Here is a 26,217-nt window from a genome sequence, read left to right on the forward strand (position 1 = left end):
GAGTCGGTGCGGCATCCGGGACAAAAAGAGGAGGGCGGGCCGAAGCCCGCCCTCCTGCTCGACGATCGAGCTCCGTGAGAAACGGGCTCAGACCGCCGGGACGATGTTGACGACCTTGCGGCCGCCCTTGGCGCCGAACTCGACCGAACCGGCCGAGAGGGCGAACAGGGTGTCGTCGCCGCCACGGCCCACGTTGGCGCCGGGGTGGAAGTGGGTGCCGCGCTGGCGGACGATGATCTCGCCGGCCTTGACGACCTGACCGCCGAAGCGCTTCACGCCGAGGTACTGCGCGTTCGAGTCGCGACCGTTGCGGGTCGAGGACGCGCCCTTCTTGTGTGCCATGTCGTCAGCCCTTACTTGATGCCGGTGATCTTGACGCGGGTCAGGTCAGCGCGGAAACCCTGACGCTTCTTGTACCCGGTCTTGTTCTTGAACTTCTGGATCACGATCTTCGGTCCACGCTCGTCGCGGATGACCTCGGCCGTGACGGTGACCTTCGCCAGCGCCTTCGCGTCGTGCGTGATCTTGTCACCGTCGACGAGGAGGACGGGGGCCAGTTCGATCTTGCCGTTCTCGGCCTGGGCGCGATCGAGGACGACGATCGAGCCGACCTCGACCTTCTCCTGACGGCCGCCGGCGCGCACAATTGCGTAAACCACGGGATTCCTTCTTGTCGAAAACTTGCGTGCGGAGCCAACTGGCCCTGCGAGCATCGGGGCCTCGAAACCCGAGGCACGGTGCGTGGGCTCAGCCCAGCTAGCACCAAGGGTCAAGAGTACGCGAGGAACGGGGATGCGGTCAAACCCGGTTCTCCCGGTCGGCGCGTCGCCGTGCGCACGGCCCGGCTCAGACCTCGTCGAGGGCTCCGCGCACCTCGTGCTCGCGCGGATGACGCTGCAGCCAGCCCCACAGCAGCACGGCGCCGAGCATGACCACGGCGAACTGGTTGATCATGTTCTGCGCGGCCCCGAGCACGCCCCGCGCGGTGTTCTGCCCGAAGCGGTCCAGCAGGCTCGTCAGGTTCTCGCTGCCGCCGAAGAGGTCGGGGACGCCGGCGAGGGCGGCGATGAACGAGACCAGCACGACGACCACGACGACTGCGACGGCGCCGACGACGGTCGCGAGAACCGCTCGGCTGAGCACATGGCCGAGCCGCAGCTGCGCATCCACGGGCGCGAGCTGCCAGAGACAGAGGAACACGCCGGCCGCGAAGGGGATCGAGCCGGTCAGCGAGACGGCGAGCTGGGCCGTCCACGCCGAGTCGGCGAAGCGCGACCAGTCGCCGCCGAGGGTTCCGACCGTGTACGCGCTCGCGATGACGCCGGAGAGGAATCCCTGCACGAGCACGGCCCCGAAGATCGCGACCGCCGTCACCAGCGCGGGCACGAAGCCCCGGCGCGTGACCGTCGCGGCGACACGGGAGCTCACGGACTTGTCGGCCATCGATGCCAGCCTTCCTCGGTCGCGAATCCTTAGACTCGGCGCGTGACGGTGCTGATCGACGAGCCTATCTGGCCGGCCCACGGCACCCTCTGGGCGCACCTCGTGAGCGACAGCGGCCTGGATGAGCTGCACGCCTTCGCGAGCGCCGCCGGAGTTCCGCGCCGCGCCTTCGACAACGACCACTACGACGTGCCGCAGGAGCGCTGGCAGGAGTTCGTCGACCGCGGCGCCGAGGCGGTGACCGGGCGGGAGCTGCTGCGCCGGCTGCAGGCCGCCGGTCTGCGTGTGCGACAGAAGGACAAGGGCGCGCGCGGCTGAGACCAGCCGCACGCGCCCTCGCACGTCACATCGACGCGATCACTCGCTCGGCGGAGTCACCACCGCGCCCGCGGAGCCGGCCCGACGCGATCCGCGCGTCGCACGCCCCTCGCCGGGGAGCTTGGGCTCGGGGAGGGCGTCGAGCACGGAGTCGAGGATGTCCTCGGCGTCCTTGGTGCTGATGCGGCGGGCGTTGCGCTTCGCCTTAACGACCGGCAGGTCGAGGATCTTGACGGCGGCCTCGGCGGCCGCTCCCGCCGCCTGCTCGGCGAGCTCCGCCTTCGGCTGCGCCTCGGCCTTCTCGCTCGCCCCGCCGTCGCGCGCGGTCGCCGCGGCCGCGACGGCCTGCTCGGCCGGGGCGCCTTCAGCGTGCTCGTCGCCGGCGTGCGCCGCGGCGCTGCTCTTGGCGATGAGGCCGAGCGCGTTGCGCACGTCGTCGGTGATGGCGTGGGTGCCGCCGTTCGGCTTGCCCCCGTTGGCGTTCGACCCGCCGTTGCCGCCGTTGCCGGCGCCGTTCGAGCCTCCGCCGTTCTGACCGCCGTTGCCGCCGTTCGAGCCGCTGCCGCCGCGACCGCGACGGCTGCGACCGGAGCCGCCCTCGCCGCCGCCGTTCTGACCGCCGTTGCCGCCGTTCGAGCCGCCGCCGTTGCCGCGGTGCTTCGTGACCGGGTCGTGGAACACGACGACACCACGACCGGCGCAGTGCTCGCACGGCTCGCTGAAGGTCTCGAGCAGGCCGAGGCCGAGCTTCTTGCGGGTCATCTGCACGAGGCCGAGCGAGGTGACCTCGGCGACCTGGTGCTTGGTGCGGTCGCGCGACAGGCACTCGACGAGGCGGCGCAGCACGAGGTCGCGGTTCGACTCGAGCACCATGTCGATGAAGTCGATGACGATGATGCCGCCGATGTCACGCAGACGCAGCTGGCGCACGACCTCCTCGGCCGCCTCCAGGTTGTTCTTCGTGACGGTCTCCTCGAGGTTGCCGCCCGAGCCGACGAACTTGCCGGTGTTGACATCCACGACCGTCATCGCCTCAGTGCGGTCGATGATGAGCGAGCCGCCCGAGGGCAGCCACACCTTGCGGTCGAGCGCCTTCTCGATCTGCTCCGTCACGCGGAACTGGTCGAAGGCGTCCTTGTCGCCCTCGTAGCGCTCGACCCGGTCGACCAGGTCGGGGGCCACGGAGCCGAGGTACTTGTCGATGGCCTGCTGCGCGTCGTCGCCGGCGATGACCATGCGCTGGAAGTCCTCGTTGAAGACGTCGCGCACGATCTTGATCAGCAGGTCGGGCTCGCTGTGCAGCAGGGCCGGAGCCTGGCCGATCTCGACGGCGCGCTCGATCTCAGCCCACTGCTGGGTGAGGCGCTGCACGTCGATCGTCAGCTGCTCTTCGGTGGCGCCCTCGGCGGCCGTGCGCACGATCACGCCGGCGTCGTCGGGGAGCACCTCCTTGAGGATCTTCTTCAGGCGCGCGCGCTCGGTGTCGGGCAGCTTGCGGCTGATGCCGTTCATCGAGCCGCCGGGCACGTACACGAGGTAGCGGCCCGGAAGGCTGATCTGGCTCGTCAGGCGGGCGCCCTTGTGGCCGACCGGATCCTTCGTGACCTGCACGAGCACGCGGTCGCCGGGCTTGAGCGCGAGCTCGATGCGGCGGGGCTGGTTCTTCAGCTCGGGATCCTGCTGCACGGCGTCCCAGTCGACCTCGCCCGAGTAGAGCACGGCGTTGCGGCCGCGGCCGATGTCGACGAAGGCGGCCTCCATGCTCGGCAGCACGTTCTGCACGCGGCCGAGGTAGACGTTGCCGATCAGACCGGAGTCCTGCGCGCGGGCGACGTAGTGCTCGACGAGCACGCCGTCTTCGAGCACGGCGATCTGCGTGCGGTTGTTGGCCTCGCGCACGACCATGGCGCGGTCGACGCTCTCGCGGCGGGCGAGGAACTCGGCCTCGGTGATGACGGAGCGGCGGCGGCCGGCGTCGCGGCCGTCGCGGCGGCGCTGCTTCTTCGCCTCGAGGCGGGTCGAGCCCTTGATGCGCTGCGGTTCGGTGATCGGCGCCGGCGGCTGCTTGGGCTGGCGCTGCTGCGGCTGGCGCTGCTCGCGCGGCTCGTCGGTGACGTCCTCTCCCCCGCGGCGACGGCTGCGGCGACGGCCCGTGGCCGACCCCGGCTCGATGTCGCCCTGGCTCGCGCCCTGACCCGGCTGCTCGGCGCGGGTGCCGCGCTCCGGGGGAACCCAGGTGGGCAGGTCGGGGGCGCGGAACAGCAGCGAGGTGCTGGTGATCTCACCCGAGAAGAGCGACTGCGGGCCGGATGCGGCGGGCTCCTCCTCGGCGGCCGGCGCGGTCGCGGCATCCGCGGGCGCCTGCTCTCCGACGGTCTCGTCGGCGACGATCGCCTCGGCCGGGGTCTCGACGACCTCGGGAGCCGGCGCATCGGCGGCCGGTCCGGTGGTCTGCTCGGCGGTCTGCTCCTCATCGGCCGGGATGTCGAGCGCGGGCTGCGCGCTGCTCTCGGCCGGGGCCGACTCGGCGGGCTTCGCGGCCGGGTCCTCGACGGTCTTCTCGACCGAGCGGATGCTGTCGAGCGCGTCGTTCAGCTCGGCGAGGGCGGGCTGCGCCTCGGTCTGGGCCGGCTGCTCGGGCTGAGTGCTGTCGGCGGTCACCGGCGTCGGCGCGGCGGCCTGAGCCGTCACGCGCCGCGATCGGCGCACGCCGAACAGTCCACGCCCCTTGGGCTTGTCTTCATCCACCATCGCTGGTGTCTCCTCGTCCGGAGGGGCGACCGCGCCACCCGTCCGGGTGCTCTTGTTCGACGGACCCTCGAGCCCGTCGCAATCCTGTCGGTGGGATCCGGTGAGGCGGCACGCGGGGCGCGGCCTCGCCGGCGGCGCTCTCTCACAACGCCTCGGAACTGGCATCCGACGCGGTGCGGTCATCGCACTCGCGGCCCGGTTCGGTCTGGTGCTGCGCTCGGGGCGCGGCCCCGGGACCCTGCCCGGTAAGCATTCAGCGTCGCCGAGCGCGGCCCGACGACAGGGCCACAGTATCCCAGTTCGCCCACCCGGACGGGCAGGCGCCTCGGTGCGCACCCGGAAAACGCGACATCCGAGGGTCAGGATGGGCTCCGCATCCGCGTGCGAGGATGCCAGCGTGACCGACACCGTCGCGGAGGCGCCGACCTCCCGCCGCTCCTGGATCTTCGCCGTCTTCCTCATCGTGGCCGGCGCGCTCGGCTGGTGGGCCGCGTTCAACCTGACGCTCGACAAGATCGCGGTGCTCGAAGACCCGAACGCCGCCCTGTCGTGCAACGTCAGCGCCTTCGTGCAGTGCGGCAAGAACCTCGACTCGTGGCAGGGCTCGGTGTTCGGCTTCCCGAACCCGCTGCTCGGTCTCGGCGGATTCGTCGCCCCCATCGCGGTCGGCGTCGCGCTGCTGGCCGGCGCCCGCTTCGCGCGCTGGTTCTGGATCGCCTTCAACGTCGGCATCGTCGGCGCCCTCGCCTTCGTGATCTGGCTCATCACGCAGAGCTTCTTCTCGCTCGGCACGCTCTGCCCCTGGTGCGCGCTCGTCTGGAGCGTCACCATCCCGCTCTTCTGGGCGACGTCGCTGCGCAACGCCAAAGAGGGCGTGTTCGGCGACGCGCCGCGCCGCATCGGCCGGCTCCTCACGCCGTGGATCGTGCCGATCACGGTGGCCTGCTACCTGATCGTCATCGTGATCGGGCAGATCCGGATCCCGATCATCCAGTCGCTGTTCCTCTGACCGGTTCCCGCAGCTGTCGGCGCGTTCCCAGCAAGCCGACACCGCCCTCCCCTAGTTTTGCCGCGTGCCGGAACGTCAGACCAAGAAGCAGCGCATCGAAGAGGCCCGCGAGGCCGCCCGTCAGGCCCGCGAGTCGCGCGAGAAGCGCCAGCGGCTGCTGAAGGTGCTCGTGCCGATCATCGCCACGGTCGTGGTGCTCGGCATCGGAGCCCTCATCGCGGTCGTCGTGATCGCGACGATCCCGAAGCCGGCGTTCCCCGGCGGACCCAAGAACATGGCGAGCGACGGCATCCTCTACACCGGCGACGGCACGACGGCCTCGGTCGCCCCGACGGCCGCCCTGAAGAAGGGCGAGAAGCCGAAGGCCACCGAGTGGGCGAAGGACGACGGCAAGGCGCACATCGTCACCTACGTCGACTGGACCTGTCCGGCGTGCAAGTCGTTCGAGTCGGCCTACGCCAGCCAGATCAACCAGATCGTGGCCGCGGGTGAGGCGACGCTCGAGGTCCACCCCATCTCGATCCTCGACACCCGCTTCACGGGCGAACGGTACTCGAGCCGTACCGCGAACGCCGCCGCGTGCGTCGCCCAGTACGACCCCGACAAGTTCCTCGACGTGCAGACGGCCGCGTTCGATGCACAAGCCACCGAAGGGACAGCGGGTCTGTCGAATGCGCAGATTCAGAAGTTCGTGAACGGGGCCGGAGCGTCCAGCGATGCCCTGAACACCTGCATCACGAGCGAGCGCTTCAAGAAGTGGGTCACCGCCGCAACCCAGCGGGCGACGAGCGACAAGGATCTGGTCGATCCCTCGTCGGGGCAGTTCAGCACGCCGACGGTCGTCGTCAACGGCAAACGCTGGAACCCCCAGACCGAGACCGACTTCGGCGCTTTCCTGCAGTCGGCGGTCTCGGGCAGCTGACCCGAAGCCTCAGCAGAACGTCGAAGGGCCCCGCCGCGATCGGATCGCGGCGGGGCCCTTCGACGTCGAGTCGCGAGATCAGACCGTCTGGGTCCAGGCCTGGTAGGCGGCCGGCGACGGGCAACTCGGGAACACGCTGGCCGGGAAGAGAATGTTGATCCCGATCGAGCCGGCAGAGGTCCAGCTGCTGTACTTCGTCCACCCCGGGAACGGCGCGATCGCGTTGCACTTGACGACGACCCGGAACTGGTAGTTCCCGCCCGCACAGGAAACGCTGGCGCCCCCGGACGATTGGTTGTACCCGACCGGCCCGCACCCGACGGCCGCGGGAGCGAGGGGCGCCGCCTGAGCGACCGACACGGGCGCGATGATCGCAGCGGCGCCGGCGAGCGCGAGAGCAGCGAGGATTCTGGCTGAACGAGTCATGAGTTGGAGCCCCAGTCGAAACGAGATGACAATGAGTCGACTAATCGACCCACGGTCTGTCTACCCTCGATAAGGTGGCACGAACGTCAGGGCTGGCACCGGCGCATCGACGTGGCCCGACAGAAAGCGGTCCGCCACGATCGATTCGTGGCGGACCGCTTTCGTGGTCGCAAGACTTCGAACTGAGACTCAGCCGAACCAGAGGCCGAGCTCGCGCTGCGCCGACTCGGGCGAGTCGGAGCCGTGCACGAGGTTCTGCTGCACCTTGAGGCCCCAGTCGCGGCCGAGGTCGCCGCGGATCGTGCCGGGCGCGGCATCGGTCGGGTCGGTCGTGCCGGCGAGCGAGCGGAAGCCCTCGATCACGCGGTTGCCGGCGATGCGGATCGCGACGACCGGTCCCGACTGCATGAACTCGACGAGGGGCTCGTAGAAGGGCTTGCCCTGGTGCTCCTCGTAGTGGGCGGCGAGCAGCTCGAGGCTGGGCTCGACGAGCTTGATGTCGACCAGCTGGTAGCCCTTCGCCTCGATGCGGCGCAGGATCTCTCCGGTCAGGTTGCGGGCGACGCCGTCGGGCTTGATCAGCACGAGGGTCTCTTCGACGGGGGCGGTCATGCGGTCGTGTCCTTCCGTTGGGGTGGTCTTCGCGGAACGGGCGACGCTGGCTGCGCCGGGTCTGAAGTCGGTGGGGTCTGTCGGATGCGGTTCAGCGGCGCGCGGCGCGCTGCTGCCTCTCGATGCGGCCGGCCTTGACGACGCACCAGATCCAGATGCCGACGAAGATCGCGCCGACGATGAACATCGACGGGTCGACGAAGCCGCAGGCCAGCAGTGCGACCTGGAGCACCCATCCGAGGATCTGCGCCCAGCGGTGCCGGGTCTGCGAGGCGGTGGCGAGCAGCACGACGATGAAGGCCGCTCCCCCACCGAGGGCCGCGCCCGGCGGCAGCGAGCGCAGGCCGAACAGGGCGAGCGAGGCGAAGATCAGCATGATCGCCTCGAGCACGAGCGCGACGGAGAGCAGCGACTCGCGCACGCGGCGCTCGCGCCGCGGGCGGCGGCCCGAGCCCGAGGCGGCGGCCTGATCCGTGCCGCTCACTGCTGCTTCCAGTCCTCGGCGTCGGCGAGCGCGATGACGTCGCCGACGAGCGTGATCGAGCCGGCGACGACCACGGCGCGACGCGGCGACTCGGCGGCCCAGCCGCGGGCCTCGCGCAGCGCATCCTCGACGTCGTCGACGACGGTGTGCGGCACGCCGAGCTCGGCGACCGTCTCGTCGAGCTCGTCAGCGGCGATCGCCCGCTCTGAGCTCGAACGGGTGACGACGAACCGGGCGGCGACCGGCGCGAGCTCGGCGAGGATGCCGTGGGCGTCCTTGTCGGCGAGGATGCCGACCACGAGCGCCAGCTCGTCGAAGTCGAAGTACTCCTGCAGAGCGCTGGCGAGCGCGCGGGCGCCGTGCGGGTTGTGGGCCGCGTCGACGAGCACGGTCGGCTCGATGCCGACGAGCTGCAGTCGACCGGGCGACGTCGCCTGGCCGAGTCCCTCGGCGAGCACGTCGCCGTCGAGCGGGCGGGTCCCCGCGCCGAGGAAGGTCTCGACGGCGGCGACCGCGACGATCGCGTTCTGGGCCTGATGGTCGCCGTACAGCGGCAGGAAGACGCCCTCGTAGCGGCCGGCGCGCCCGCGGATGTCGAGCAGCTGCCCGCCCACCGCGACCGTCGTCGACTCGAGCGCGAAGTCCTGCATCTCGATCGCGACCTCGGCCTCGAACTGGCCGGCGCGGGCGCGGATCTCGTCCAGCGCCTCGATCGTCTGCATCGCCGTGACGACGCTCGCGCCGGGCTTGATGATGCCCGACTTGGTGCGGGCGATCTCGCCGATCGTATTGCCGAGCCGCGCCTGGTGGTCGAGGTCGATCGGGCAGAACACCGCGACCTGCGCGTCGGCGACATTGGTCGAGTCCCACTCGCCGCCCATGCCCACCTCGAGCACGATCACGTCGACGGGGGCGTCGGCGAAGCAGGCGAAGGCCAGCACCGTCAGCGCCTCGAAGAAGGTCAGCGGGGGCTCGCCGTTCGCGGTGAGTTCCGCATCCGTCATCAGCAGGTAGGGGCGGATGTCGTCGCCGCCGCGCACGAGCGCCGCGTCGTCGATCGGCTCGCCGTCGATCATGATGCGCTCGTTGACCCGCACGAGGTGCGGGCTGGTGAGCAGGCCGGGCTTGAGTCCGCTCGCACGCAGCAGGGACTCGATCATGCGACTCGTCGAGGTCTTGCCGTTCGTGCCGGCGATCGTGATGACCGGGGCCGAGTTCTGCGGGTCGCCGAGCAGCTCGAGCGCGCGGCGGGTCGGCTCGAGGCGCGGCTGCGGGTTCGACTCGCCGATGCGGTCGAGCAGCTCGCGGTAGAGCGCGTCGGCCGCGGCGCGATCGTCGTCGTCACCGCCGGACGCGGCCGTCGGGTTCAGCTCGTCGGTCACGCGCGGGCCACCTGGATGCTCACAGTCCGATTGTCGCCCACCTTCGCCTCCGAGACCGCCGCGCCCTCGATCACGGCCGCCTGCTCGGGCAGGGCGGTCAGGTCGAGCGCGAGGGTCTCGCCGCGGATCAGGTCGGCGTGAGCGAGCACGGCGCGGGCGACGTCGGGGTCGCCGGCGACGACGAGGCGGATGCGGTCGCTCACCTCGAATCCGGCGTCCTTGCGAGCCTGCTGCACGGCGCGCACGACGTCGCGCGCGGCGCCCTCGGCCTCGAGTTCGGGCGTGAGCGCGGTGTCGAGCACGAGGAAGGCGTCGCCCTCGAGCGCCGCGTAGGCGCGGTCGTCGCCGCCCTCGGGCAGCTCGAGAACGAGCTCGAACTCGCCGGCCTCGAGCGGCGTGCCGTCGACGACCACGGTGCCGTCGGCCTCGACCCAGTCGCCGGCCTTGGCGGCCTTGATGATGCGCTGCACGTCCTTGCCGAGGCGCGGACCCAGGGCGCGCGCGTTCACGGTCAGACGGCGGGCGACGCTGGCACCGGGCAGCTCGGCGACGAAGCTCACGCTCTTCACGTTGAGCTCGTCGCGCAGCACCTCGGCGAAGCCCTCGAGCCCCTCCCCGGCGCCGACCACGGTCAGCCCGGCGAGCGGCAGGCGCACGCGCAGGCCGCTGGCCTTGCGCAGCGCGAGACCCGACGAGGCGATCTGCCGCACGCGGTCCATCGCGCTGACGAGGGCGTCGTCGGCGGGGAACGCGGATGCATCCGGCCAGTCCTCGAGGTGCACGCTGCGCCCGCCGGTGAGACCCTTCCAGATCTCCTCGGTCACGAGCGGCAGCAGAGGGGCGGCCACGCGGGTGACCGTCTCGAGCACCGTGTAGAGGGTGTCGAAGGCGTCGCGGTCCTCGCCCGACCAGAAACGGTCGCGGCTGCGGCGCACGTACCAGTTCGTCAGCACATCGCCGAAGTCGCGCAGCGCCTGGGCCGCAAGCGGGCTGTCGAGCGCATCCAGGTGACCCGTGACCTGCTCGACGAGCACGCGGGTCTTCGCCAGCAGGTAGCGGTCGAGCTCGTTCGCGGAGTCGGTGCGCCACTGCGCCTCGTAGCCCGAGTCGCCCGCGGTGTTCGCGTAGAGGGTGAAGAAGTAGTACGTGCTCCACAGCGGCAGCAGGAACTCGCGCACGCCCTGGCGGATGCCCTCTTCAGTCACGACGAGGTTGCCGCCGCGGATGACGCTCGACGCCATCAGGAACCAGCGCATCGCATCCGCGCCGTCGCGGTCGAAGACCTCGCTGACGTCGGGGTAGTTGCGCAGGCTCTTCGACATCTTCTGGCCGTCGCTGCCGAGCACGATGCCGTGGCTGATCACGTTCGAGAACGCCGGCCGGTCGAACAGCGCCGTCGCGAGCACGTGCATGACGTAGAACCAGCCGCGCGTCTGCCCGATGTACTCGACGATGAAGTCGGCCGGGTTGTGGCCGTTCGCGGTGTCGGTGCCGTCGAACCAATCGCGGTTCTCGAAGGGGTAGTGCACCTGCGCGTAGGGCATCGAACCCGAGTCGAACCACACGTCGAAGACGTCGTCGATGCGGCGCATGGTCGACTGACCCGCCGGGTCGTCGGGGTTCGGGCGCGTGAGCTCGTCGATGAAGGGACGGTGCAGATCGACCTCGCCGGCGTCGTTCAGCGGCAGCCGGCCGAAGTCGCGCTGCAGCTCGTCGAGCGAGCCGTAGACGTCGAGTCGTGGGTAGCGGGAGTCGTCGCTCTTCCACACCGGGATGGGCGAGCCCCAGAAGCGGTTGCGGCTCACCGACCAGTCGCGGGCGTTCGCGACCCACTTGCCGAACTGGCCCTCCTTGACGTTCTCGGGAACCCAGGTGATCTGCTGGTTCAGCTCGCCCATGCGGTCGCGGAACTCGGTGACGCGCACGAACCAGCTCGACACGGCGCGGTAGATGAGGGGATTGCGGCAGCGCCAGCAGTGCGGGTAGCTGTGCTCGTAGCTGCGCTCCTGCAGCAGACGCCCCTCGGCGCGCAGCAGACGGATGAGCGGCGTGTTCGCCTCGAACCAGTGCTGACCGGCGACCTCGGTGACGGCGGGCAGGAAGCGGCCCGCGTCATCCAGCGACAGGATGACCGGGATGCCGGCCTCGGCGCAGACGAGCTGGTCGTCTTCGCCGTAGGCGGGGGCCTGGTGCACGACGCCCGTGCCCTCGCCGGTCGCGACGTAGTCGGCGACGAGCACGCGCCAGGCGTTCTCGTTGCCGGGCGCGTCCGCGTAGTGGTCCCAGAGGCGGTCGTACTGCACGTCACGCAGCTGCTCACCCACGACGGTGCGCTGCACGGCGGCCTGCGCGGCCTTCGCGTCCGCGTAGCCGAGCGCCTTCGCGTAGCCGGCGACCGTGTCGGCGGCGAGCAGGTAGAGCGACTGACCCTCGGCCGCGCCGTCGGCGGCGCCGTCCGGCCCGGCGGGCAGCACGGCGTACTCGATCGCCGGGCCCACGGCGAGCGCCGCGTTCGTCGGCAGCGTCCACGGGGTCGTCGTCCAGGCGAGCGCCTTCACGGCGGTCAGCCCGAGCGCCTCGGCCTTCTCGCCGACGAGCGGGAAGGTGACCGTGACCGACGGATCCTGACGCACCTTGTAGACGTCGTCGTCCATGCGCAGCTCGTGGTTCGACAGCGGCGTCTCGTCGTTCCAGCAGTACGGCAGCACGCGGAAGCCCTCGTAGGCGAGGCCCTTGTCCCAGAGGCGCTTGAACGCCCAGAGCACGCTCTCCATGAAGTTCGTGTCGAGCGTCTTGTAGTCGTTCTCGAAGTCGACCCAGCGCGCCTGGCGGGTGACGTAGTCCTGCCACTCCTGCGTGTAGCGCAGCACGCTCGCGCGAGCGGCGGCGTTGAAGGCGCCGACGCCCATCTCCTCGATCTCGTCCTTCGTGGTGATGCCGAGCTGGCGCATCGCCTCGAGCTCGGCCGGCAGGCCGTGGGTGTCCCAGCCGAAGCGGCGGTGCACCTGCTTGCCGCGCATGGTCTGGTATCGCGGGAAGAGATCCTTGGCGTATCCGGTCAGCAGGTGGCCGTAGTGCGGCAGGCCGTTCGCGAAGGGCGGGCCGTCGTAGAAGACCCACTCGTCGCATCCCTCGCGGTTCTCGACGGAGGCGCGGAAGGTGTCGTTGCCCTTCCAGAACGCGAGGATGCCCGACTCGATCTCGGGGAAGCGCGGGCTGGCGGGGACGCCGGGGGTGGCGGGCGTCGCGTTCGCGTCGGCGGAGGAGGTGCGGGGGTACATGCGCGGTCCTTCGTGCTGTCGATCCGGATGAGTGATCTGTGTCGCACGAGGACGACTTGCGCCGCGGTACCACCTCGCTTGCCGCATCCCTGCGACCGCTCTTCTCGGCTGTGACGGGCCACCCGCTCGGGTCTAGTGGATGCGCGTTCCGCTCGCGCGGGTCGTGCACCGTTCTTCCGAGGACTCCCCGGTGATGGCCGGATCGACGTCTGTGCCGACGATCCTACGCGCTGCGCGGAGCAGCACGCAGCGCGGCGAGCAGGGCGACGGCGGCCTCGGCGTCATCGACGGTGACCACGAGGCGGCGCTGCCCGATCCGCTCGACCGAGATCGCCTCGCCCGCGCGGGTGATGACGCCGGTCGCCGTCGCCCCGACGCGCACGCCCCAGCCGCCGAAGTCGGCGAGCGGCTCGACCTGCACGGTGTCGGCGCCCGCGACCCGATCGAGCGGAACCCGGAACGCGGGAGCGCCGATCAGGGGACGGACGATCAGACCGGAGCGATCGATACGCACCCGCCACTCGAGGAAGCCGATGACCAGCACAGCGACGACGACCGGGATCGCGATGAGCGCCCACGCCCCGCTCTGCGCCGCCGCCCAGACGACGAGCGCGGTGACGGCGAGCTGCACGACGGCGAGGGCGATCGCGGCACCGCGACCGAGGGTCGCGTGGCCGAGCCAGACGGCGCGCTCGTCGGCCGCGAGCGGCAGGGGCGTCGCCGAGGTCGACCGCGACGGCGGAACCGGCCCGCGACCGGCCAGCACGACGACGAGCGCGCCGAGCGCGATTCCGCCGAGAGCCCCGAGCAGGAGCGGAGGGAGGATGTCGACCCGGCCGCCTTCGAGCTGGCCGCCCATCATCGTCGGCGCGAGCACCGCGACCAGCACCGCCGCCGTGACGACGACCGCCGACCCCAGCCGGGCTCCGGCCGCGACTCCGCGGCGCATCGCGATGGTCAGGCCGACGCAGAGCAGTCCGATCGCCGTCGTCATCACCGGAACCGTCCAGCTCGGTCCGCTGCCGTCGGCCACCCCGCTTCCGCTCCAGTGAATCGCGATCTCGGCGGGGAGGCGCGGCAGCCAGGCGAGCTCGAGGGCGAGCGCCACCACGGTGGCGAACGCCGTGATGGCGGTGGGCAGCCAGGTGACGGGATGCGCGGGCGCGCCGGGGCGGGTCATGAGCGGTACTCCTCCTGGATGAGGGCGGTCAGCGTGGGCAGGGCGACGCCGCGACGACGGGCGTCGGCGACGAGGACGCGGACGGCATCGCGCAGCTCGAGGGCGACGGTCGCCCCCGTCGCGACGACGGCGCCGCGGCCGCGGCGCAGGTCGACGACGCCCTCCTCGCGCAGCTCCTGGTAGGCGCGCAGCACGGTGTGCACGTTCACGTCGAGCGCGGCGGCGACGTCGCGCGCGGCGGGCAGCCGGTCTCCGGCGGTGAGCGCACCCCGGGCGATCTCCCGACGCACCGAGGCCGCGAGCTGCGCGAACAGCGGAGCTTCGGAGGCGGGATCGACACGGAGCAGCACGCGTCACATCCTATTGTTCTAATTGCACTAGAACAACCTCGATTGAGGGGCGCCATCCGCCGTCGCACGACGACGCGCGACGGGAATAAGCCGGCACGCCAGTAGGCTCCGGTTCTCGTGACCGATATCCACGGCGGCAAAGTGCCCACCGCCGAACTCGACCAGAACCCGTCCGGATCCCTGGATCCCACCGCAGCCCCCGCCGTCGCGGGCGTCTCCGGCTCCCCCGACCGCCGACCCGCTCGCCGGGCCGTGTGGGCGGCCTTCCTCGGCAGCTCTCTCGAGAGCTTCGACTTCTACCTCTTCGCCTACTTCAGCGCCTTCTTCTCGGCGAGCGTCTTCTTCCCGAACGACGACCCGGTCGTGGGCCGGCTCGAGGCCTTCGCGCTGTTCGCCCTGAGCTACCTCGTGCGGCCGATCGGCGCGATCGTCTTCGGCTGGGTCGGCGACCGCCTCGGCCGCCGCCAGACGCTGCTCATCACGATCACCCTGATGGGAGTCGCGACCGGCGCGATCGGCCTGTTGCCCGGCTACGACACGATCGGGGTGGCCGCGCCGGTCATCCTCGTCGTGATCCGCCTGCTGCAGGGTCTCTCCCTCGGCGGCGAATGGGGCGGCGGCATCCTCGTCGCCGTCGAGCACGCCGAGCCGAAGCGCCGCGGGCTCTACGCCGCGCTGCCGCAGCTCGGCTCGCCCGTCGGAACCGGCATCGTCGCGACCCTCGTGATCGTGCTGTCGGCGGTCATGCCGCCCGAGGACCTGGCGGCGTGGGGATGGCGCATCCCGTTCCTGCTCGCCTTCCCGCTGCTGCTCGTGTCGCTCTGGCTGCGCCTGCGCATCGACGAGACCCCGCTGTTCAAGGCGCTCGTCGCCGAGGACCGCCTCGAGCGCGTCCCCGTGCTGTCGGCCTTCGCGAAGCACCCGCTCGCGATGGTCGTCGCGATCGGCGCCGCCCTGCTCGGCATCGGCTCGTACTCGCTCATGAACACCTACACGCTGAGCTACGGCGTCGCGGTGCTCGGCTTCAAGTACGAGGAGCTGTCGCTCGCGACCCTGATCGGCAGCGCGCTGCAGCTCGTGACGATCCCGCTGTTCGGCGTGTGGGCGAACCGCATCGGCTCGGCTCGCGTGGTGCTGATCGGCGCGATCGGCACGCTGATCATCACCTTCCCGATGTACTTCCTGCTGCAATTCGCGACGTTCCCGATCCTCGTCGGCACGATGATCATCGGCGGCATCCTGCCGACCCTCGCCTGGGCGGGGCTCGGCGGGCTCATGGCGGATGTGTTCGGCGGGCCGATCCGCTACAGCGCCCTGTCGATCGCCTATGCGGTCGCCGCGACGATCTCGGGCTTCATCCCGCTGATCACGACCGGGATCGGCGCCGCGACCGGCAACGCCTGGTGGCACCCCGGGATCGTGCTCGCGGCCCTGTCGGCGCTGACCCTCGTGTCGGCGATCTTCGCCGCCCGCTGGCGCCGCCCCGTCGACACGCTGCTCGAGGCCTGACCCGCTGCCGACGGGCGCGAGCGCGCGGTCCGGTTCCGAGGGCGGGGTGACGACACCCCGCCCTCGGAACGGTGACCCGCGCTCGCGCCTGAACCGCGCGCGCCCCGGCGACTCGTAGGCTGTCGGCGACCTGCCGTCGGCGGGGGACGGAGACACCATGAGCGACGGACGCACGCCGCACGACGACGACGACCCGCTGGGCCTCGGATTCGGCGACACGGACCCGGCCGGCGTCCCCGCCGCCGCCGACGGCTCCGCGGAGCCGCCGCCCACCGAGCCGCTCGCCGCCGGCGACCGGCCGTGGACGCCGGCCGAGGGCACGTCGGCCGCCGATGCCGCCGCGACGGTCTCCCCCGCGACCTCCGGTGACGCCCCGACGACCGCCGACCCCTTCCCGTGGCTGAACGACGCCGCCGGCGCCTCGGGGCCGGCCGGCGCCGGTGCGGATGCCGCATCGCCGGCGAACGACGACGTCACCCAGGTCTTCGGCGCAGTCCCGCCCACGACCCCGCCGTCCCAGGCCGCGACCACCGTCTACCCGACCGGCTACGCGACACCCGGCGCCGGAGCGGCCGCCGAGACGACCGCGACCCGATTCGACCCGAACCTCTTCACCCCGCTGGCCAGCACCGGCGGCGACGACGAGCCCGACGAGGACGACGGTCCGTCGAAGAAGCCGCTCATCGTGCTCGGCAGCATCGGCGGCGTGCTCGTCATCGGGATCGCCATCCTGCTCATCGTGCTGTTCACCCGCGGCAGCGGCGACGCCGAGAAGGACAGCGCGACGGGCGAGGTCTCGTCGAAGCCGTCGACCTCGACCTCCGCCTCGCCGTCGAAGAGCGCCTCGCCGTCGGCGAGCGCCACCCCCAGCGCGACGCCGAGCGACCCGCCGTCGAGCGCGCCGCCGACGAAGGCGCCGACCACGGCGCCGCCCGTCGCGAAGCCGACCATCAACAGCTTCACCGCGAACCCGACTCAGATCGTCTGCGCGTCGAACTCCGCTACCGAGGAGGTCACCCTCAGCTGGTCGGTCAGCGCCCAGTACGTCTCGATCGACGGTGCGTCCCCGATCCCCTCCGACTCGCAGCCGCCGGCCATGCCCTTCAACTGCTCGGAGGGCACGCATACGTACACGTTGACGGCCTACAACCCGGGCACCGATGTCACCGCACAGAAGTCGGTGCGCGTGACCAGCATCATCTCGGCGCCCCCTGCCGATCCCGATCCTGGGATCGAGGGCTGACGATTCGAGCGCCTCGTGCCCTCGGGCAAAGAAAAAGGGCGCCCCGGGGATTCCCCGGGGCGCCCTTCCTTCTCCCCCGCTGTCGGGGTCGGGCCGCTTACGCGGCCGACGCCGCCTGGTAGGCGCTCTGGATCGCCGAACCCCAGTACGGTCCGAACATCGTGTTCGCGACGCCGTCGTAGCCGAAGCTGTTGATCGAGTTCTGCGTTCCGCCGGCGCCCGATCCGATGAACCAGGGTCCGCCCGACGATCCGCCGGTCATGTCGCAGTCGATGCCCTGCGACTCCGACTGGCCGAAGGGGTCGTCGCTCGCCGAGCTGTCGGTGCACGACTTGAGCGTCTCGCCGTTGAAGGGCGAGGCGGCCGGGTAGCCGTAGCTCGTGTAGCCGAGGCCGCGGCTCTGGTTGAACGAGACCGGCGAGGCGCCGACCTCATCCGCCAGGTTGCCGTTGCCGCTCACGACGGCGAAACCGGTGTCGTAGGTGATGTCGCCGTCGTCCGCCCACTGGTTCGTGGTGAACAGGTCGGTCGCGGTGAACTGGCCGTAGGGCGCGCTGCCGTTGTCGTAAGCGGGCACGAACACCCAGTTCGTCGCGAAGTCGCCGGGGCCCTCGTTGACGCAGTGGCCGGCGGTCGCGACGACGCTGCCGTTGCTCGAGCTGATGGAGTTGCCCGAGCAGACGTAGTCGCTGCCGCCGAGCGTGAAGAACACCTTGCCGATGTGCGACACCGGCGCCGGCGATCCGGCCTTCGGGCTGACCGCATTGACCGAGTAGGTCACGGCCTTCCCCTGGGCCGGCGCGGCGGTGGATGCGGTGCGCTCCCCCGTGCTGATGAGCGCGTCGGCCGGAGTCGCGGCGCGCATCCGGTCGGCCGACCAGTATGTCGCGGCCGTGGCGGCCTTGGTGCTCGGCACAGCGTAGTGCGCGACCTGCGCACTCGCGTCGGCGGCCGCGGGCTCTGCCTGAGCGCTCGTCGCGCCGGCGGCGAAGGCGGCGCCGCCGAGCAGCAGAGCCGCCGTCGTCGCTCCGATACGGAACCTCGTCGTCGTCATGTTCTCCCCAATCGATCGTTTCGGTTCTGCACTCGTGTGGCGGCTGTCCCTGGCGCCGATCCGGTTGTGATCCGCGCCGCCGCCTCTGAGGTGTCTCTGAGCCTGTCGGCGGTGAGGGGATTCCCAGGGCGTTCCTCGGAGACCGAAGCGACTCTTGTGGAGATCGAGAAAACACCCCCCGAATGGGTGACACGTGATAGCTTTTCGCCGCTCAAGGGCGAGCGGATCTCGACTCCGGGGTCCGGACCGATCGTCCCCCGGCCCGGCTGCCGGGGCCGTCCGCGCCGCCCTCGAACCCGGCGGTAGACTCGCGCGAGACCCCACACTCAGGCACCTCACCATCCGACTCGGTGCCGCCAAAATCGAAGCGAAAGCGGAGCCCTCATGTCCGACGCGCACGGCGACAGCACTCCCGAGACCGGCAGCAGCCGCATCCCCGACCGTCCGGCTCTGGAGGGCCTCGAGCCGAAGTGGGACGCCGCCTGGGCCGAGCAGGACACCTACTCTTTCGACCGCGCCGCGGCTCTCGCCGCCGGCAAGGAGAGCGTCTTCGCGATCGACACCCCGCCCCCGACCGCGTCGGGCAGCCTGCACATCGGCCACGTCTTCAGCTACACCCACATGGACCTTGCCGCGCGCTTCAACCGCATGCGCGGCAAGCACCTCTTCTACCCGATGGGCTGGGACGACAACGGTCTGCCCACCGAGCGCCGCGTGCAGAACTACTACGGCGTGCGCTGTGACCCGACGCTGCCCTACGACCCCGAGTTCACCCCGCCGCAGGAAGGCGGAGAGGGCAAGAGCACGAAGGCGGCCGACCAGCTGCCGATCTCGCGCCGCAACTTCGTCGAGCTCTGCGAGCGGCTCACCGCCGAAGACGAGGTGCAGTTCGAGGAGCTCTGGCGCAAGCTCGGTCTCAGCGTGGACTGGAAGCTCACCTACCGCACGATCGGCGACGAAGCACAGCGCGCGGCCCAGCGCGCGTTCCTGCGCAACCTCGCCCGCGGCGAGGCCTACCAGGCGGATGCGCCCACGCTGTGGGATGTGACCTTCCGCACCGCGGTGGCGCAGGCGGAGCTCGAGGAGCGCGACCAGCCGAGCGCGTACCACGGCCTCGCCTTCCACCGTCCCGACGGCGGCGTGATCGACATCCAGACCACCCGGCCCGAGCTGCTGCCCGCGTGCGTCGCCCTCGTCGCGCACCCCGACGACGAGCGCTACCAGGCGCTGTTCGGCACGACCGTGACGACGCCGCTGTTCGGCGTCGAGGTGCCGGTGCTCGCCCACCACCTCGCTCAGAAGGACAAGGGATCGGGCATCGCCATGATCTGCACCTTCGGCGACACGACCGACGTCACCTGGTGGCGCGAGCTCGACCTGCCCAACCGCACCGTCGTCGGCTTCGACGGCCGTCTCGTGTCGGAGGCGCCCGCCGCCGACCTGTTCACCGAGGCGGGCCGCGCCGCCTACGCCGAGCTGGCCGGCAAGACCGTGTTCAGCGCCAAGGCGCGCATCGTCGAGCTGCTGCAGGAGTCGGGCGAGCTGATCGGCGAGATCAAGAAGATCCAGCACCCGGTCAAGTTCTTCGAGAAGGGCGACCGTCCGCTCGAGATCGTGTCGACCCGCCAGTGGTACATCGCCAACGGCGCCCGCGACGAGGCGCTCAAGCAGCGCCTGCTCGAGGCGGGCAAGCAGATCGACTTCCACCCCGACTTCATGCGCGTGCGCTACGAGAACTGGGTCAACGGGCTCACCGGCGACTGGCTCATCTCGCGCCAGCGCTTCTTCGGCGTGCCGATCCCGGTCTGGTACCCGCTCGACGCCGACGGCAACCCGGTGCAGGGCTCGCCGATCGTGCCGAGCGAGGAGGCGCTGCCGATCGACCCGTCGAGCGACACCGCCCCCGGCTACGACGAGTCGCAGCGCGGCGTGCCCGGCGGCTTCGTCGGCGAGCTCGACATCATGGACACCTGGGCGACCTCGTCGCTCACCCCGCAGATCGCCGCCGGCTGGGGCACCGACCCGGAGCTCTTCGACCTGGTGTTCCCCTACTCGCTGCGCTCGCAGGGGCAGGACATCATCCGCACCTGGCTGTTCTCGACCGTGCTGCGCGCGCAGCTCGAAGAGGGCACCGTGCCGTGGACGAACGCCGGCATCTCGGGCTTCATCGTCGACCCCGACCGCAAGAAGATGTCGAAGTCGAAGGGCAACGTCGTCACGCCGGCCGGCATGCTCGACGACCACGGCTCGGATGCGGTGCGCTACTGGGCGGCCTCGTCGCGCCTCGGCACCGACGCGGCATTCGACCCGCAGAACCCGAAGCAGATCAAGATCGGCCGCCGTCTGGCGATCAAGGTGCTCAACGCGGCGAAGTTCGTATACTCTTTCCCCTTCGACGAGGCCGCGGCCGGCGTGACCGAGCCGCTCGACCTCGACGTGCTGGCCGAGCTCGCCCGCGTGGTGGAGCTGTCGACCGCCGCCTACGAGCAGTTCGACCACGCCCGCGCGCTCGAGCTGAGCGAGCAGTTCTTCTGGACGTTCTGCGACGACTACCTCGAGCTCGTCAAGGAGCGCGCCTACACGGGCTCCGGCGCCGCGCAGGCGAGCGCGGTGACCGCGCTGCGCGCCGCCGTCGACGTGCTGCTGCGCCTGCTCGCGCCCGTCATCCCCTTCGCCACCGAGGAGGTGTGGTCGTGGACCCACGAGGGCTCCATCCACACCGCCGCCTGGCCGGAGGCCTCGGAGCTGCGCGCACTCGGCGCGACCGAGCCCAGCGGCCTGCTGCCGGCCGTCAGCGCGGCGCTCATCGGCATCCGCCGGGCGAAGACGGATGCGAAGGCCTCGCAGAAGACACCCGTCACCTCGGCGACGCTGGCCGGTCCCGCGATCCTCGCCGGCGCGCTCGACGACCTGCGCGCCGTGGGCCGCATCGCCGAGCTGACGCACGTCGAGGCCGACGAGGTCGCGGTGAGCGACATCGTGCTCGAGGAGCAGCAGGCGTGAGCGCCGGCGGCGATGCCGGCGCGGCCGCGGACGAGTCCGTCACGACCGACTCGGGTCTCGTGATCCGCGCGATCACGGCCGACGACCTCGCCGCCTGGCGCGAGCTGTTCCGCGCCTACGGGGAGTTCTACGAGACGGTGTTCGACGACGCGCACCTCGACCACGTCGGCGCTCTGCTCGTCGCCGAGGGCTCCGGGGTCGACGCGCTCGTCGCCGTCGACTCGGCGGACGGCGACGCCCTGGTCGGATTCGCGCACTACCGCTCGCACCCCGACACCTTCAGCCGGCACCGCGACTGGTACCTCGACGACCTGTTCACCGCCCCGGCAGCGCGCGGCCGCGGTGCGGCGACCGCGCTCATCGCCCGCCTCGGCGAGATCGCCCGCGACGGGCGCGAGCGGGGCGAGGGCGGCACGCTCCGCTGGATCACCGCTGCATCGAACGAGCGCGCCCAGCGGGTCTACGACCGGATCGCGCAGCGCACGACCTGGCTGACCTACGAGCAGAAGCTCTAGGCCACGACGTCGGCGGCGTCGCATCCGCGTCGCCGCGCATCTTCGAGAGGAGCGGACATGCAGCTCGGAACACGCTGGAGCGTCGGGGCGGACACCCCGCCGCGACTGCCCGAGGCGGTCGTGACGGCCGTGCGTCAGGTCGAGGCGGAGCTCGCCGCCGAGGGCGTCGACACGTCCGTCTGGCGCTGGACGCTCACCTGGCTCGAGGGCCGGCCGGTCGTCGAGCTGGATGACGGCACGACCATCCGCTACTCGCCGGCCGCCGACGAGGCCGTGATCGAGGCGCCGCAGCCCGAAGACGGCTGACGGGCCCGAGCGCGCGTCGGCGCGGGCGCTGATGCCGGCGCGGGCGGGCGGTCGGCCGGTGCGGTCGGCTCAGCGGATGAGGAACGCGCGCTGCAGCTCGGCGCGGCGCTCGCGCTCGACGCGGGCGCGCGCGTTCTCGCGCAGCAGCGTCGCGTCGGCGCGTGTGCGGGCGTCGCGCTCGGCGGACTCCGCGGCACGGCGTCGCGCCCAGACGGTCAGCGCGAGTCCGAGCCGGTAGACGGCGAGGGTCGCGCCGCCGCTCGGGCGCACGCCCAGGGCCAAGGTGTGGATCGCGGCGGACATGGTTATCCCTCCTTCCGGTCGTGCGTGTCGGTGGTGCTGTCGGAGTCGTCGCCGGGCGTGACGTCGCCGCCCATGATCGGGAAGACGTTGAGCTGCGCCTGCACGGGGCGGGATCCCGGCTCGGTGCTGTCGCGGTAGGTGACGACGAACTCGTCGACGACCTCCATGAGCCGCTTGCTCAGCTGCGCCAGCTGCGGTCCGGTGAGGCGCAGGTTGGCGGTGGAGATCGTGGCGCGATCGATCCACTTCTCACCCAGCTCGTCGCCGTGCGTGAGGAACTCGTCGAGCAGGCGTCGCCGACTGCGCTCCCATTCGGCCTGGATCAGCTCGCTCGCGGCGCGCATCCCGCCGCCGGCACGGAACGCGTCCGGGTTCAGCGAGATGCCGCCGGGAACGCGTTCCCACCAGCGCTCGCGGGCGGTGCCCCGGCCCTCGACCTCGCGCACGAAGCCGTGCTTCTCGAGCTGGCGCAGGTGGTAGCTGGTCGAGCCGCTCGACTCGCCGAGCCGCTCGCCGAGGCCGCTCGCCGTGGCGGGGCCGAAGGTCGAGAGCACGTCGACGATCGCGACACGCAGCGGATGCGCGTAGGCCTTGAGCGCGGTCGCATCGAGGGTGCGGCCGACCGCGGCGCCGGCGGTCGGTGCCGCGTCGGCACCCGGTGCGGCATCGGCGGCCGACGCGGAACCGTCGTCCGGATCGGTGGAGGTCATGGTGCAAAGATACTTCTGCAAATATTTCTTTGCAAGGTTTTCTTTGCAACGTTTTCTCTGCATCCCTCGGGCGGCCGTTCTAGGGTGGAGCGCATGACCGCCACCCCCTTCTCGCAGCCGAGCACCCTCCCCCACGGGCTCCCGCCCTTCGCCGAGATCCGCGACGAGCACTTCGCGCCCGCCTTCGAGGAGGGCATGGCCGAGCAGCGGGCCGAGGTCGCGAACATCACGCGGGTGCGGTCGATGCCGACCTTCGAGAACACGATGGAGCCGCTCGAGCGCTCGGGCCGCATCCTCGACCGGGCCCTGCACGTCTTCTTCAACAAGTCGTCATCCGACTCGAACGACACCACGAACGCGCTCGAAGAGGAGTACGCGCCCAGATTCGCCGCGCACAGCGACGCGATCCGCCTCGACAGCCAGCTCTACTGGCGCGTGTCGACGCTCTGGGAAGGCCGCGAGAGCGCCGACTGGACTCCCGAGCAGCGCTACCTCGTCGAGCGCTGGCACACCGAGATGACGCTCGCCGGAGCGGGCCTGGACGACGAGGCCAAGACGAAGCTGAGCGAGCTGAATGCGCGACTGTCGACGCTGACGACGCGCTTCGAGAAGAACCTGCTCGCCGACACGAACGAGCTGGCCGTGGTCATCCGCGACCGCGCCGAACTCGACGGACTCGGCGAGGGCGAGATCGCCTCGGCGGCGGAGGCCGCCCGCGAGCGCGGCATCGAGGATGCCTGGCTCGTCACGCTGCCGCTGTTCACCGGCCACCCGTGGCTGGCCGCGCTGACCGACCGCGACGTGCGCGAGCGCATCATGACCGCGTCCCGCTCGCGCGGCATCCGCGGCGGCGAGCACGACAACCGCGAGGTGCTGCTCGAGATCGTGCGCCTGCGCGCCGAGCGGGCCGAGCTGCTCGGCTTCGCCAGCCACGCGGCCGCCGTCACCGCCGACCAGACCGCGAAGACCCCCGAGGCGGTCGCCGGGATGCTCGAGCGCCTCGCGCCCGCCGCCGCGCGCAACGCCCGCGCCGAGCAGGAGGCCCTCGAGAAGCAGTCTGGGCAGCCGATCGCGGCGCACGACTGGGCGCTGTTCACCGAGAAGGTGCGGGCCGCCGAGTACGACGTCGACACCGCCGCGCTGCGCCCCTGGTTCGAAGCCGAGCGCGTGCTGCGCGACGGCGTCTTCTTCGCCGCCGGACAGGTCTACGGCCTGAGCTTCGAGGAGCGCCCCGAGCTGCAGGCGTACCACCCCGAAGCCCGCGTCTTCGAGGTCTTCGAGGAGGACGGCAGCGCGCTCGGCCTCTACGTGCTCGACCTCTACACGCGCGACTCGAAGCGCGGCGGCGCGTGGATGAACCCGCTCATCTCGCAGTCGGAGCTGCTCGGCATCCCCACGTCGATCGTCGTCAACAACCTCAATGTGCCCAAGCCGCCGGCCGGATCCCCCACGCTGCTGACGCTTGACGAGGTCAACACCCTGTTCCACGAGTTCGGCCACGCCCTCCACGGACTGCTCGCGCACGTCACCTACCCGCGCTTCTCGGGCACGAACGTCTACCGCGACTTCGTCGAGTTCCCGAGCCAGGTCAACGAGATGTGGATGCTGTGGCCCGAGGTGCTGGCGAATTACGCCAAGCACGTCGAGACCGGCGAGCCGCTCGACCAGGCCATCGTCGACCGACTGCACGCCTCCGAGCAGTTCAACGAGGGCTTCGCGACCAGCGAGTATCTTGCCGCCGCGCTGCTCGACCAGGCCTGGCACCGGCTCTCGGCCGCCGAGGCGGCATCCATCACCGACGTGGCCGACTTCGAGGCGCGTGCGCTCGCGGCCGTCGGGCTCGACAACCCGGCGGTGCCGACGCGCTACTCGTCGACCTACTTCGCGCACACCTTCTCGGGGGGCTACGACGCCGGCTACTACTCCTACATCTGGAGCGAGGTGCTCGATGCGGATGCGGTGGAGTGGTTCCGCGAGAGCGGCGGCATGACCCGCGCGAACGGCGACCGCTTCCGCGAGTTCGTGCTCGGCATCGGCGGCTCGCGCGACCCGCTGGAGTCGTACCGCGAGTTCCGCGGACGACCCGCTGACCTCTCCCCGCTGCTGAAGCGCCGCGGCCTGGAGTAGGTGCAGAGCAGGCGGCGGCGACGACGGCATCGGCGACGCAACTCAGGAGCGACACAGCTCAGGAGGTCCGCACCGAGACGGGGCGCGCGCCTCGTCTGAGCACGGATCTCCTGAGTTGCGTCGGGGCGGGCGCGGCGCGGCGCGGCGCGCCCGGCGACCGTGGGGCCGTCGGAACGGGACCCCGCGCTCGGCTCAGGCCCGGGCCGCGGCCGGGGCGAGCGCCCGCACGGTGTCCAGCCGATCGCTGAGGCGCGAGCCCTGCACGGCCAACACGATCTCGTCGGCGCCGGTGCGGGCGATGAGAGCGTCCAGTGCGGCCCGCACCGTCGCCTCCGAGCCGACGGCCTGCTGGGCGAGGCGCGCATCCACCCACTCGGTCTCGGCGGCGGTCCAGGGGTGCTGCTCCGCCTCCTCGATCGTCGGGATGCGCGCGGGCAGCCGGCCGGTGCGCATGCGCAGCTGCACGAGCGCCTGCGGCAGAGCGCGGCGGCGGGCATCCGCGTCGTCGTCGCCGACCACGGTCGCGACAGCGACGGCGGATCGCGGCTCGCGCAGCACGACCGACGGCGTGAAGGCCTTGCGGTAGAGATCGAAGACGACGTCGGTCATCTCGCCGCCCGCGAAGTGATGGGCGAAGGCGAAGGGCAGGCCCATCATCCCGGCGAGGCGCGCGCTGAAGTCGCTCGAGCCGAGCAGCCACAGCTCGGGCGAGTCGCCCATCCCGGGGATCGCGACGATGCGGCCGCCCTGCCCGCTCTCGAGCGGCGGGATCGTGCCGAAGTAGGCGAGCAGCTCGATGACCTGGTTCGGGAAGTCGTCGACCGTCTCGGCGCCGACGTTGCGCCGGATCGCCGCCGACACGGTCGGATCGGTACCCGCGGCGCGCCCGAGGCCGAGGTCGATGCGGTCGCCGTGCAGGGCGACGAGGGTTCCGAACTGCTCGGCGATCACGAGCGAGGAGTGGTTGGGCAGCATGACCCCTCCCGAGCCGACGCGGATGCGCTCCGTCGCCGCCGCGATCGCGCCGATCAGCACGGCGGGCGCCGAGCTGGCGATCGAGGGCATGCCGTGGTGCTCGGCGACCCAGAAGCGGGAGTAGCCCGCTGCATCCGCCGCCTGCGCAACCGCGATGGTCTCGGCGAGGGCGGAGGCGTGGTCGCCGCCGCTGACGATGGGGGCGAGGTCGAGGATCGAGAGGGGTGCGCTCACCCGACCTGCAACGCCGTCGCGCCGCTCAGGATTCCGCGGGTCAGTCGGCGGCGCGGCGGCCGAACCGAACTGGTGAGCGG

The 26,217-nt window shown here is 71.3% G+C and carries 24 protein-coding genes; 9 read left to right on the top strand and 15 right to left on the bottom strand.

From position 1 onward, the window contains the following. Positions 1-87 precede the first annotated feature (87 nt). From rpmA to FJ657_RS13055, 3 genes are all read right to left on the bottom strand, one after another. The gene (gene rpmA, locus FJ657_RS13045; protein ID WP_141164162.1) at positions 88-342 is read right to left on the bottom strand and encodes a 50S ribosomal protein L27; all 255 of its coding nucleotides are present in this window, start codon (positions 340-342) and stop codon (positions 88-90) included. A gap of 11 nt (positions 343-353) precedes the next feature. After that, positions 354-659 carry a 50S ribosomal protein L21 gene (gene rplU / locus FJ657_RS13050; protein ID WP_141164163.1) on the bottom strand — a complete coding sequence of 102 codons (306 nt, stop codon included), beginning with the start codon at positions 657-659 and terminating at the stop codon, positions 354-356. Positions 660-846: 187 nt separating this feature from the next. After that, positions 847-1,443, bottom strand: a complete 597-nt coding sequence (locus tag FJ657_RS13055; protein WP_141164164.1) for a hypothetical protein — start codon at positions 1,441-1,443, stop codon at positions 847-849. Positions 1,444-1,485: 42 nt separating this feature from the next. Here FJ657_RS13055 and FJ657_RS13060 point away from each other — a divergent pair, with 42 nt between their 5' ends. After that, the gene (locus FJ657_RS13060; RefSeq protein WP_141164165.1) at positions 1,486-1,761 is read left to right on the top strand and encodes a DUF4031 domain-containing protein; all 276 of its coding nucleotides are present in this window, start codon (positions 1,486-1,488) and stop codon (positions 1,759-1,761) included. 39 nt (positions 1,762-1,800) lie between these two features. On the opposite strand, the gene FJ657_RS13065 is transcribed toward FJ657_RS13060, so the two are convergent. Further along, positions 1,801-4,512, bottom strand: coding sequence for an Rne/Rng family ribonuclease (locus FJ657_RS13065; protein WP_181408975.1), 2,712 nt, complete (start codon positions 4,510-4,512; stop codon positions 1,801-1,803). A 397-nt stretch (positions 4,513-4,909) separates the two neighbouring features. On the opposite strand from FJ657_RS13065, the gene FJ657_RS13070 reads away from it, so the two are divergent. Then, positions 4,910-5,521, top strand: a complete 612-nt coding sequence (locus FJ657_RS13070; protein WP_255447333.1) for a vitamin K epoxide reductase family protein — start codon at positions 4,910-4,912, stop codon at positions 5,519-5,521. Between the two features lie 64 nt (positions 5,522-5,585). Next, positions 5,586-6,443, top strand: a complete 858-nt coding sequence (locus FJ657_RS13075; protein WP_141164168.1) for a DsbA family protein — start codon at positions 5,586-5,588, stop codon at positions 6,441-6,443. A gap of 78 nt (positions 6,444-6,521) precedes the next feature. Here the strand turns inward: FJ657_RS13075 and FJ657_RS13080 are convergent, their stop codons facing one another. From FJ657_RS13080 to FJ657_RS13110, 7 genes are all read right to left on the bottom strand, one after another. Beyond that, positions 6,522-6,869: a hypothetical protein gene (locus FJ657_RS13080; protein ID WP_141164169.1), complete on the bottom strand. Its 348-nt coding sequence runs from the start codon at positions 6,867-6,869 to the stop codon at positions 6,522-6,524. A 189-nt stretch (positions 6,870-7,058) separates the two neighbouring features. After that, positions 7,059-7,481 carry a nucleoside-diphosphate kinase gene (gene ndk, locus FJ657_RS13085; protein WP_141164170.1) on the bottom strand — a complete coding sequence of 141 codons (423 nt, stop codon included), beginning with the start codon at positions 7,479-7,481 and terminating at the stop codon, positions 7,059-7,061. A gap of 91 nt (positions 7,482-7,572) precedes the next feature. Continuing rightward, positions 7,573-7,965, bottom strand: a complete 393-nt coding sequence (locus tag FJ657_RS13090) for a DUF4233 domain-containing protein (RefSeq protein ID WP_141164171.1) — start codon at positions 7,963-7,965, stop codon at positions 7,573-7,575. Beyond that, positions 7,962-9,347 (bottom strand): bifunctional folylpolyglutamate synthase/dihydrofolate synthase, encoded by a 1,386-nt coding sequence (locus FJ657_RS13095; protein WP_255447334.1) that lies wholly within the window; start codon positions 9,345-9,347, stop codon positions 7,962-7,964. Before FJ657_RS13095 ends, FJ657_RS13090 begins: the two co-directional genes overlap by 4 nt. Then, positions 9,344-12,628: an isoleucine--tRNA ligase gene (gene ileS / locus FJ657_RS13100; RefSeq protein ID WP_141164172.1), complete on the bottom strand. Its 3,285-nt coding sequence runs from the start codon at positions 12,626-12,628 to the stop codon at positions 9,344-9,346. Before ileS ends, FJ657_RS13095 begins: the two co-directional genes overlap by 4 nt. Before the next feature lie 223 nt (positions 12,629-12,851). Further along, positions 12,852-13,808: a DUF1648 domain-containing protein gene (locus FJ657_RS13105; protein ID WP_141164173.1), complete on the bottom strand. Its 957-nt coding sequence runs from the start codon at positions 13,806-13,808 to the stop codon at positions 12,852-12,854. Beyond that, complete coding sequence (locus FJ657_RS13110) at positions 13,805-14,158, bottom strand: GntR family transcriptional regulator (RefSeq protein ID WP_141164174.1); 354 nt, start codon at positions 14,156-14,158, stop codon at positions 13,805-13,807. The genes FJ657_RS13105 and FJ657_RS13110 overlap by 4 nt, the downstream gene beginning before the upstream one ends. 117 nt (positions 14,159-14,275) lie before the next feature. Between FJ657_RS13110 and FJ657_RS13115 the strand changes: the two genes are divergently transcribed. Together FJ657_RS13115 and FJ657_RS13120 are read left to right on the top strand one after the other, a co-directional pair. Beyond that, a complete protein-coding gene (locus tag FJ657_RS13115; RefSeq protein ID WP_255447335.1) occupies positions 14,276-15,667 on the top strand; it encodes an MFS transporter in 1,392 nt (463 codons plus the stop codon). Between the two features lie 157 nt (positions 15,668-15,824). Beyond that, on the top strand, positions 15,825-16,910 hold the full coding sequence (locus FJ657_RS13120) for a hypothetical protein (RefSeq protein WP_141164175.1): 1,086 nt from the start codon (positions 15,825-15,827) through the stop codon (positions 16,908-16,910). Between the two features lie 97 nt (positions 16,911-17,007). Here FJ657_RS13120 and FJ657_RS13125 read toward each other — a convergent pair whose 3' ends face one another. Continuing rightward, a complete protein-coding gene (locus FJ657_RS13125) occupies positions 17,008-17,964 on the bottom strand; it encodes a trypsin-like serine peptidase (protein ID WP_141164176.1) in 957 nt (318 codons plus the stop codon). Between the two features lie 384 nt (positions 17,965-18,348). Here FJ657_RS13125 and valS point away from each other — a divergent pair, with 384 nt between their 5' ends. The 3 genes from valS to FJ657_RS13140 are packed head-to-tail and all read left to right on the top strand — an operon-like array spanning position 18,349 to position 21,788. Further along, entirely contained in the window at positions 18,349-20,967 is a 2,619-nt protein-coding gene (gene valS, locus FJ657_RS13130; RefSeq protein ID WP_141164177.1) for a valine--tRNA ligase, read from the top strand. Next, positions 20,964-21,482 carry a GNAT family N-acetyltransferase gene (locus FJ657_RS13135; protein ID WP_141164178.1) on the top strand — a complete coding sequence of 173 codons (519 nt, stop codon included), beginning with the start codon at positions 20,964-20,966 and terminating at the stop codon, positions 21,480-21,482. The genes valS and FJ657_RS13135 overlap by 4 nt, the downstream gene beginning before the upstream one ends. A gap of 57 nt (positions 21,483-21,539) precedes the next feature. Continuing rightward, a complete protein-coding gene (locus FJ657_RS13140; protein WP_141164179.1) occupies positions 21,540-21,788 on the top strand; it encodes a hypothetical protein in 249 nt (82 codons plus the stop codon). Positions 21,789-21,857: 69 nt separating this feature from the next. Here FJ657_RS13140 and FJ657_RS13145 read toward each other — a convergent pair whose 3' ends face one another. Both FJ657_RS13145 and FJ657_RS13150 read right to left on the bottom strand, forming a co-directional pair. Beyond that, positions 21,858-22,091 carry a hypothetical protein gene (locus FJ657_RS13145; RefSeq protein WP_141164180.1) on the bottom strand — a complete coding sequence of 78 codons (234 nt, stop codon included), beginning with the start codon at positions 22,089-22,091 and terminating at the stop codon, positions 21,858-21,860. Positions 22,092-22,093: 2 nt separating this feature from the next. Then, positions 22,094-22,801 carry a winged helix-turn-helix domain-containing protein gene (locus FJ657_RS13150; protein ID WP_141164181.1) on the bottom strand — a complete coding sequence of 236 codons (708 nt, stop codon included), beginning with the start codon at positions 22,799-22,801 and terminating at the stop codon, positions 22,094-22,096. A 93-nt stretch (positions 22,802-22,894) separates the two neighbouring features. Here FJ657_RS13150 and FJ657_RS13155 point away from each other — a divergent pair, with 93 nt between their 5' ends. After that, complete coding sequence (locus FJ657_RS13155; RefSeq protein ID WP_141164182.1) at positions 22,895-24,928, top strand: M3 family metallopeptidase; 2,034 nt, start codon at positions 22,895-22,897, stop codon at positions 24,926-24,928. Positions 24,929-25,120: 192 nt separating this feature from the next. On the opposite strand, the gene FJ657_RS13160 is transcribed toward FJ657_RS13155, so the two are convergent. Continuing rightward, positions 25,121-26,137 carry an LLM class flavin-dependent oxidoreductase gene (locus FJ657_RS13160; RefSeq protein WP_141164183.1) on the bottom strand — a complete coding sequence of 339 codons (1,017 nt, stop codon included), beginning with the start codon at positions 26,135-26,137 and terminating at the stop codon, positions 25,121-25,123. Positions 26,138-26,217: the final 80 nt, after the last annotated feature.

Source organism: Schumannella soli (assembly GCF_006517435.1).
Lineage (GTDB): Bacteria > Actinomycetota > Actinomycetes > Actinomycetales > Microbacteriaceae > Schumannella > Schumannella soli.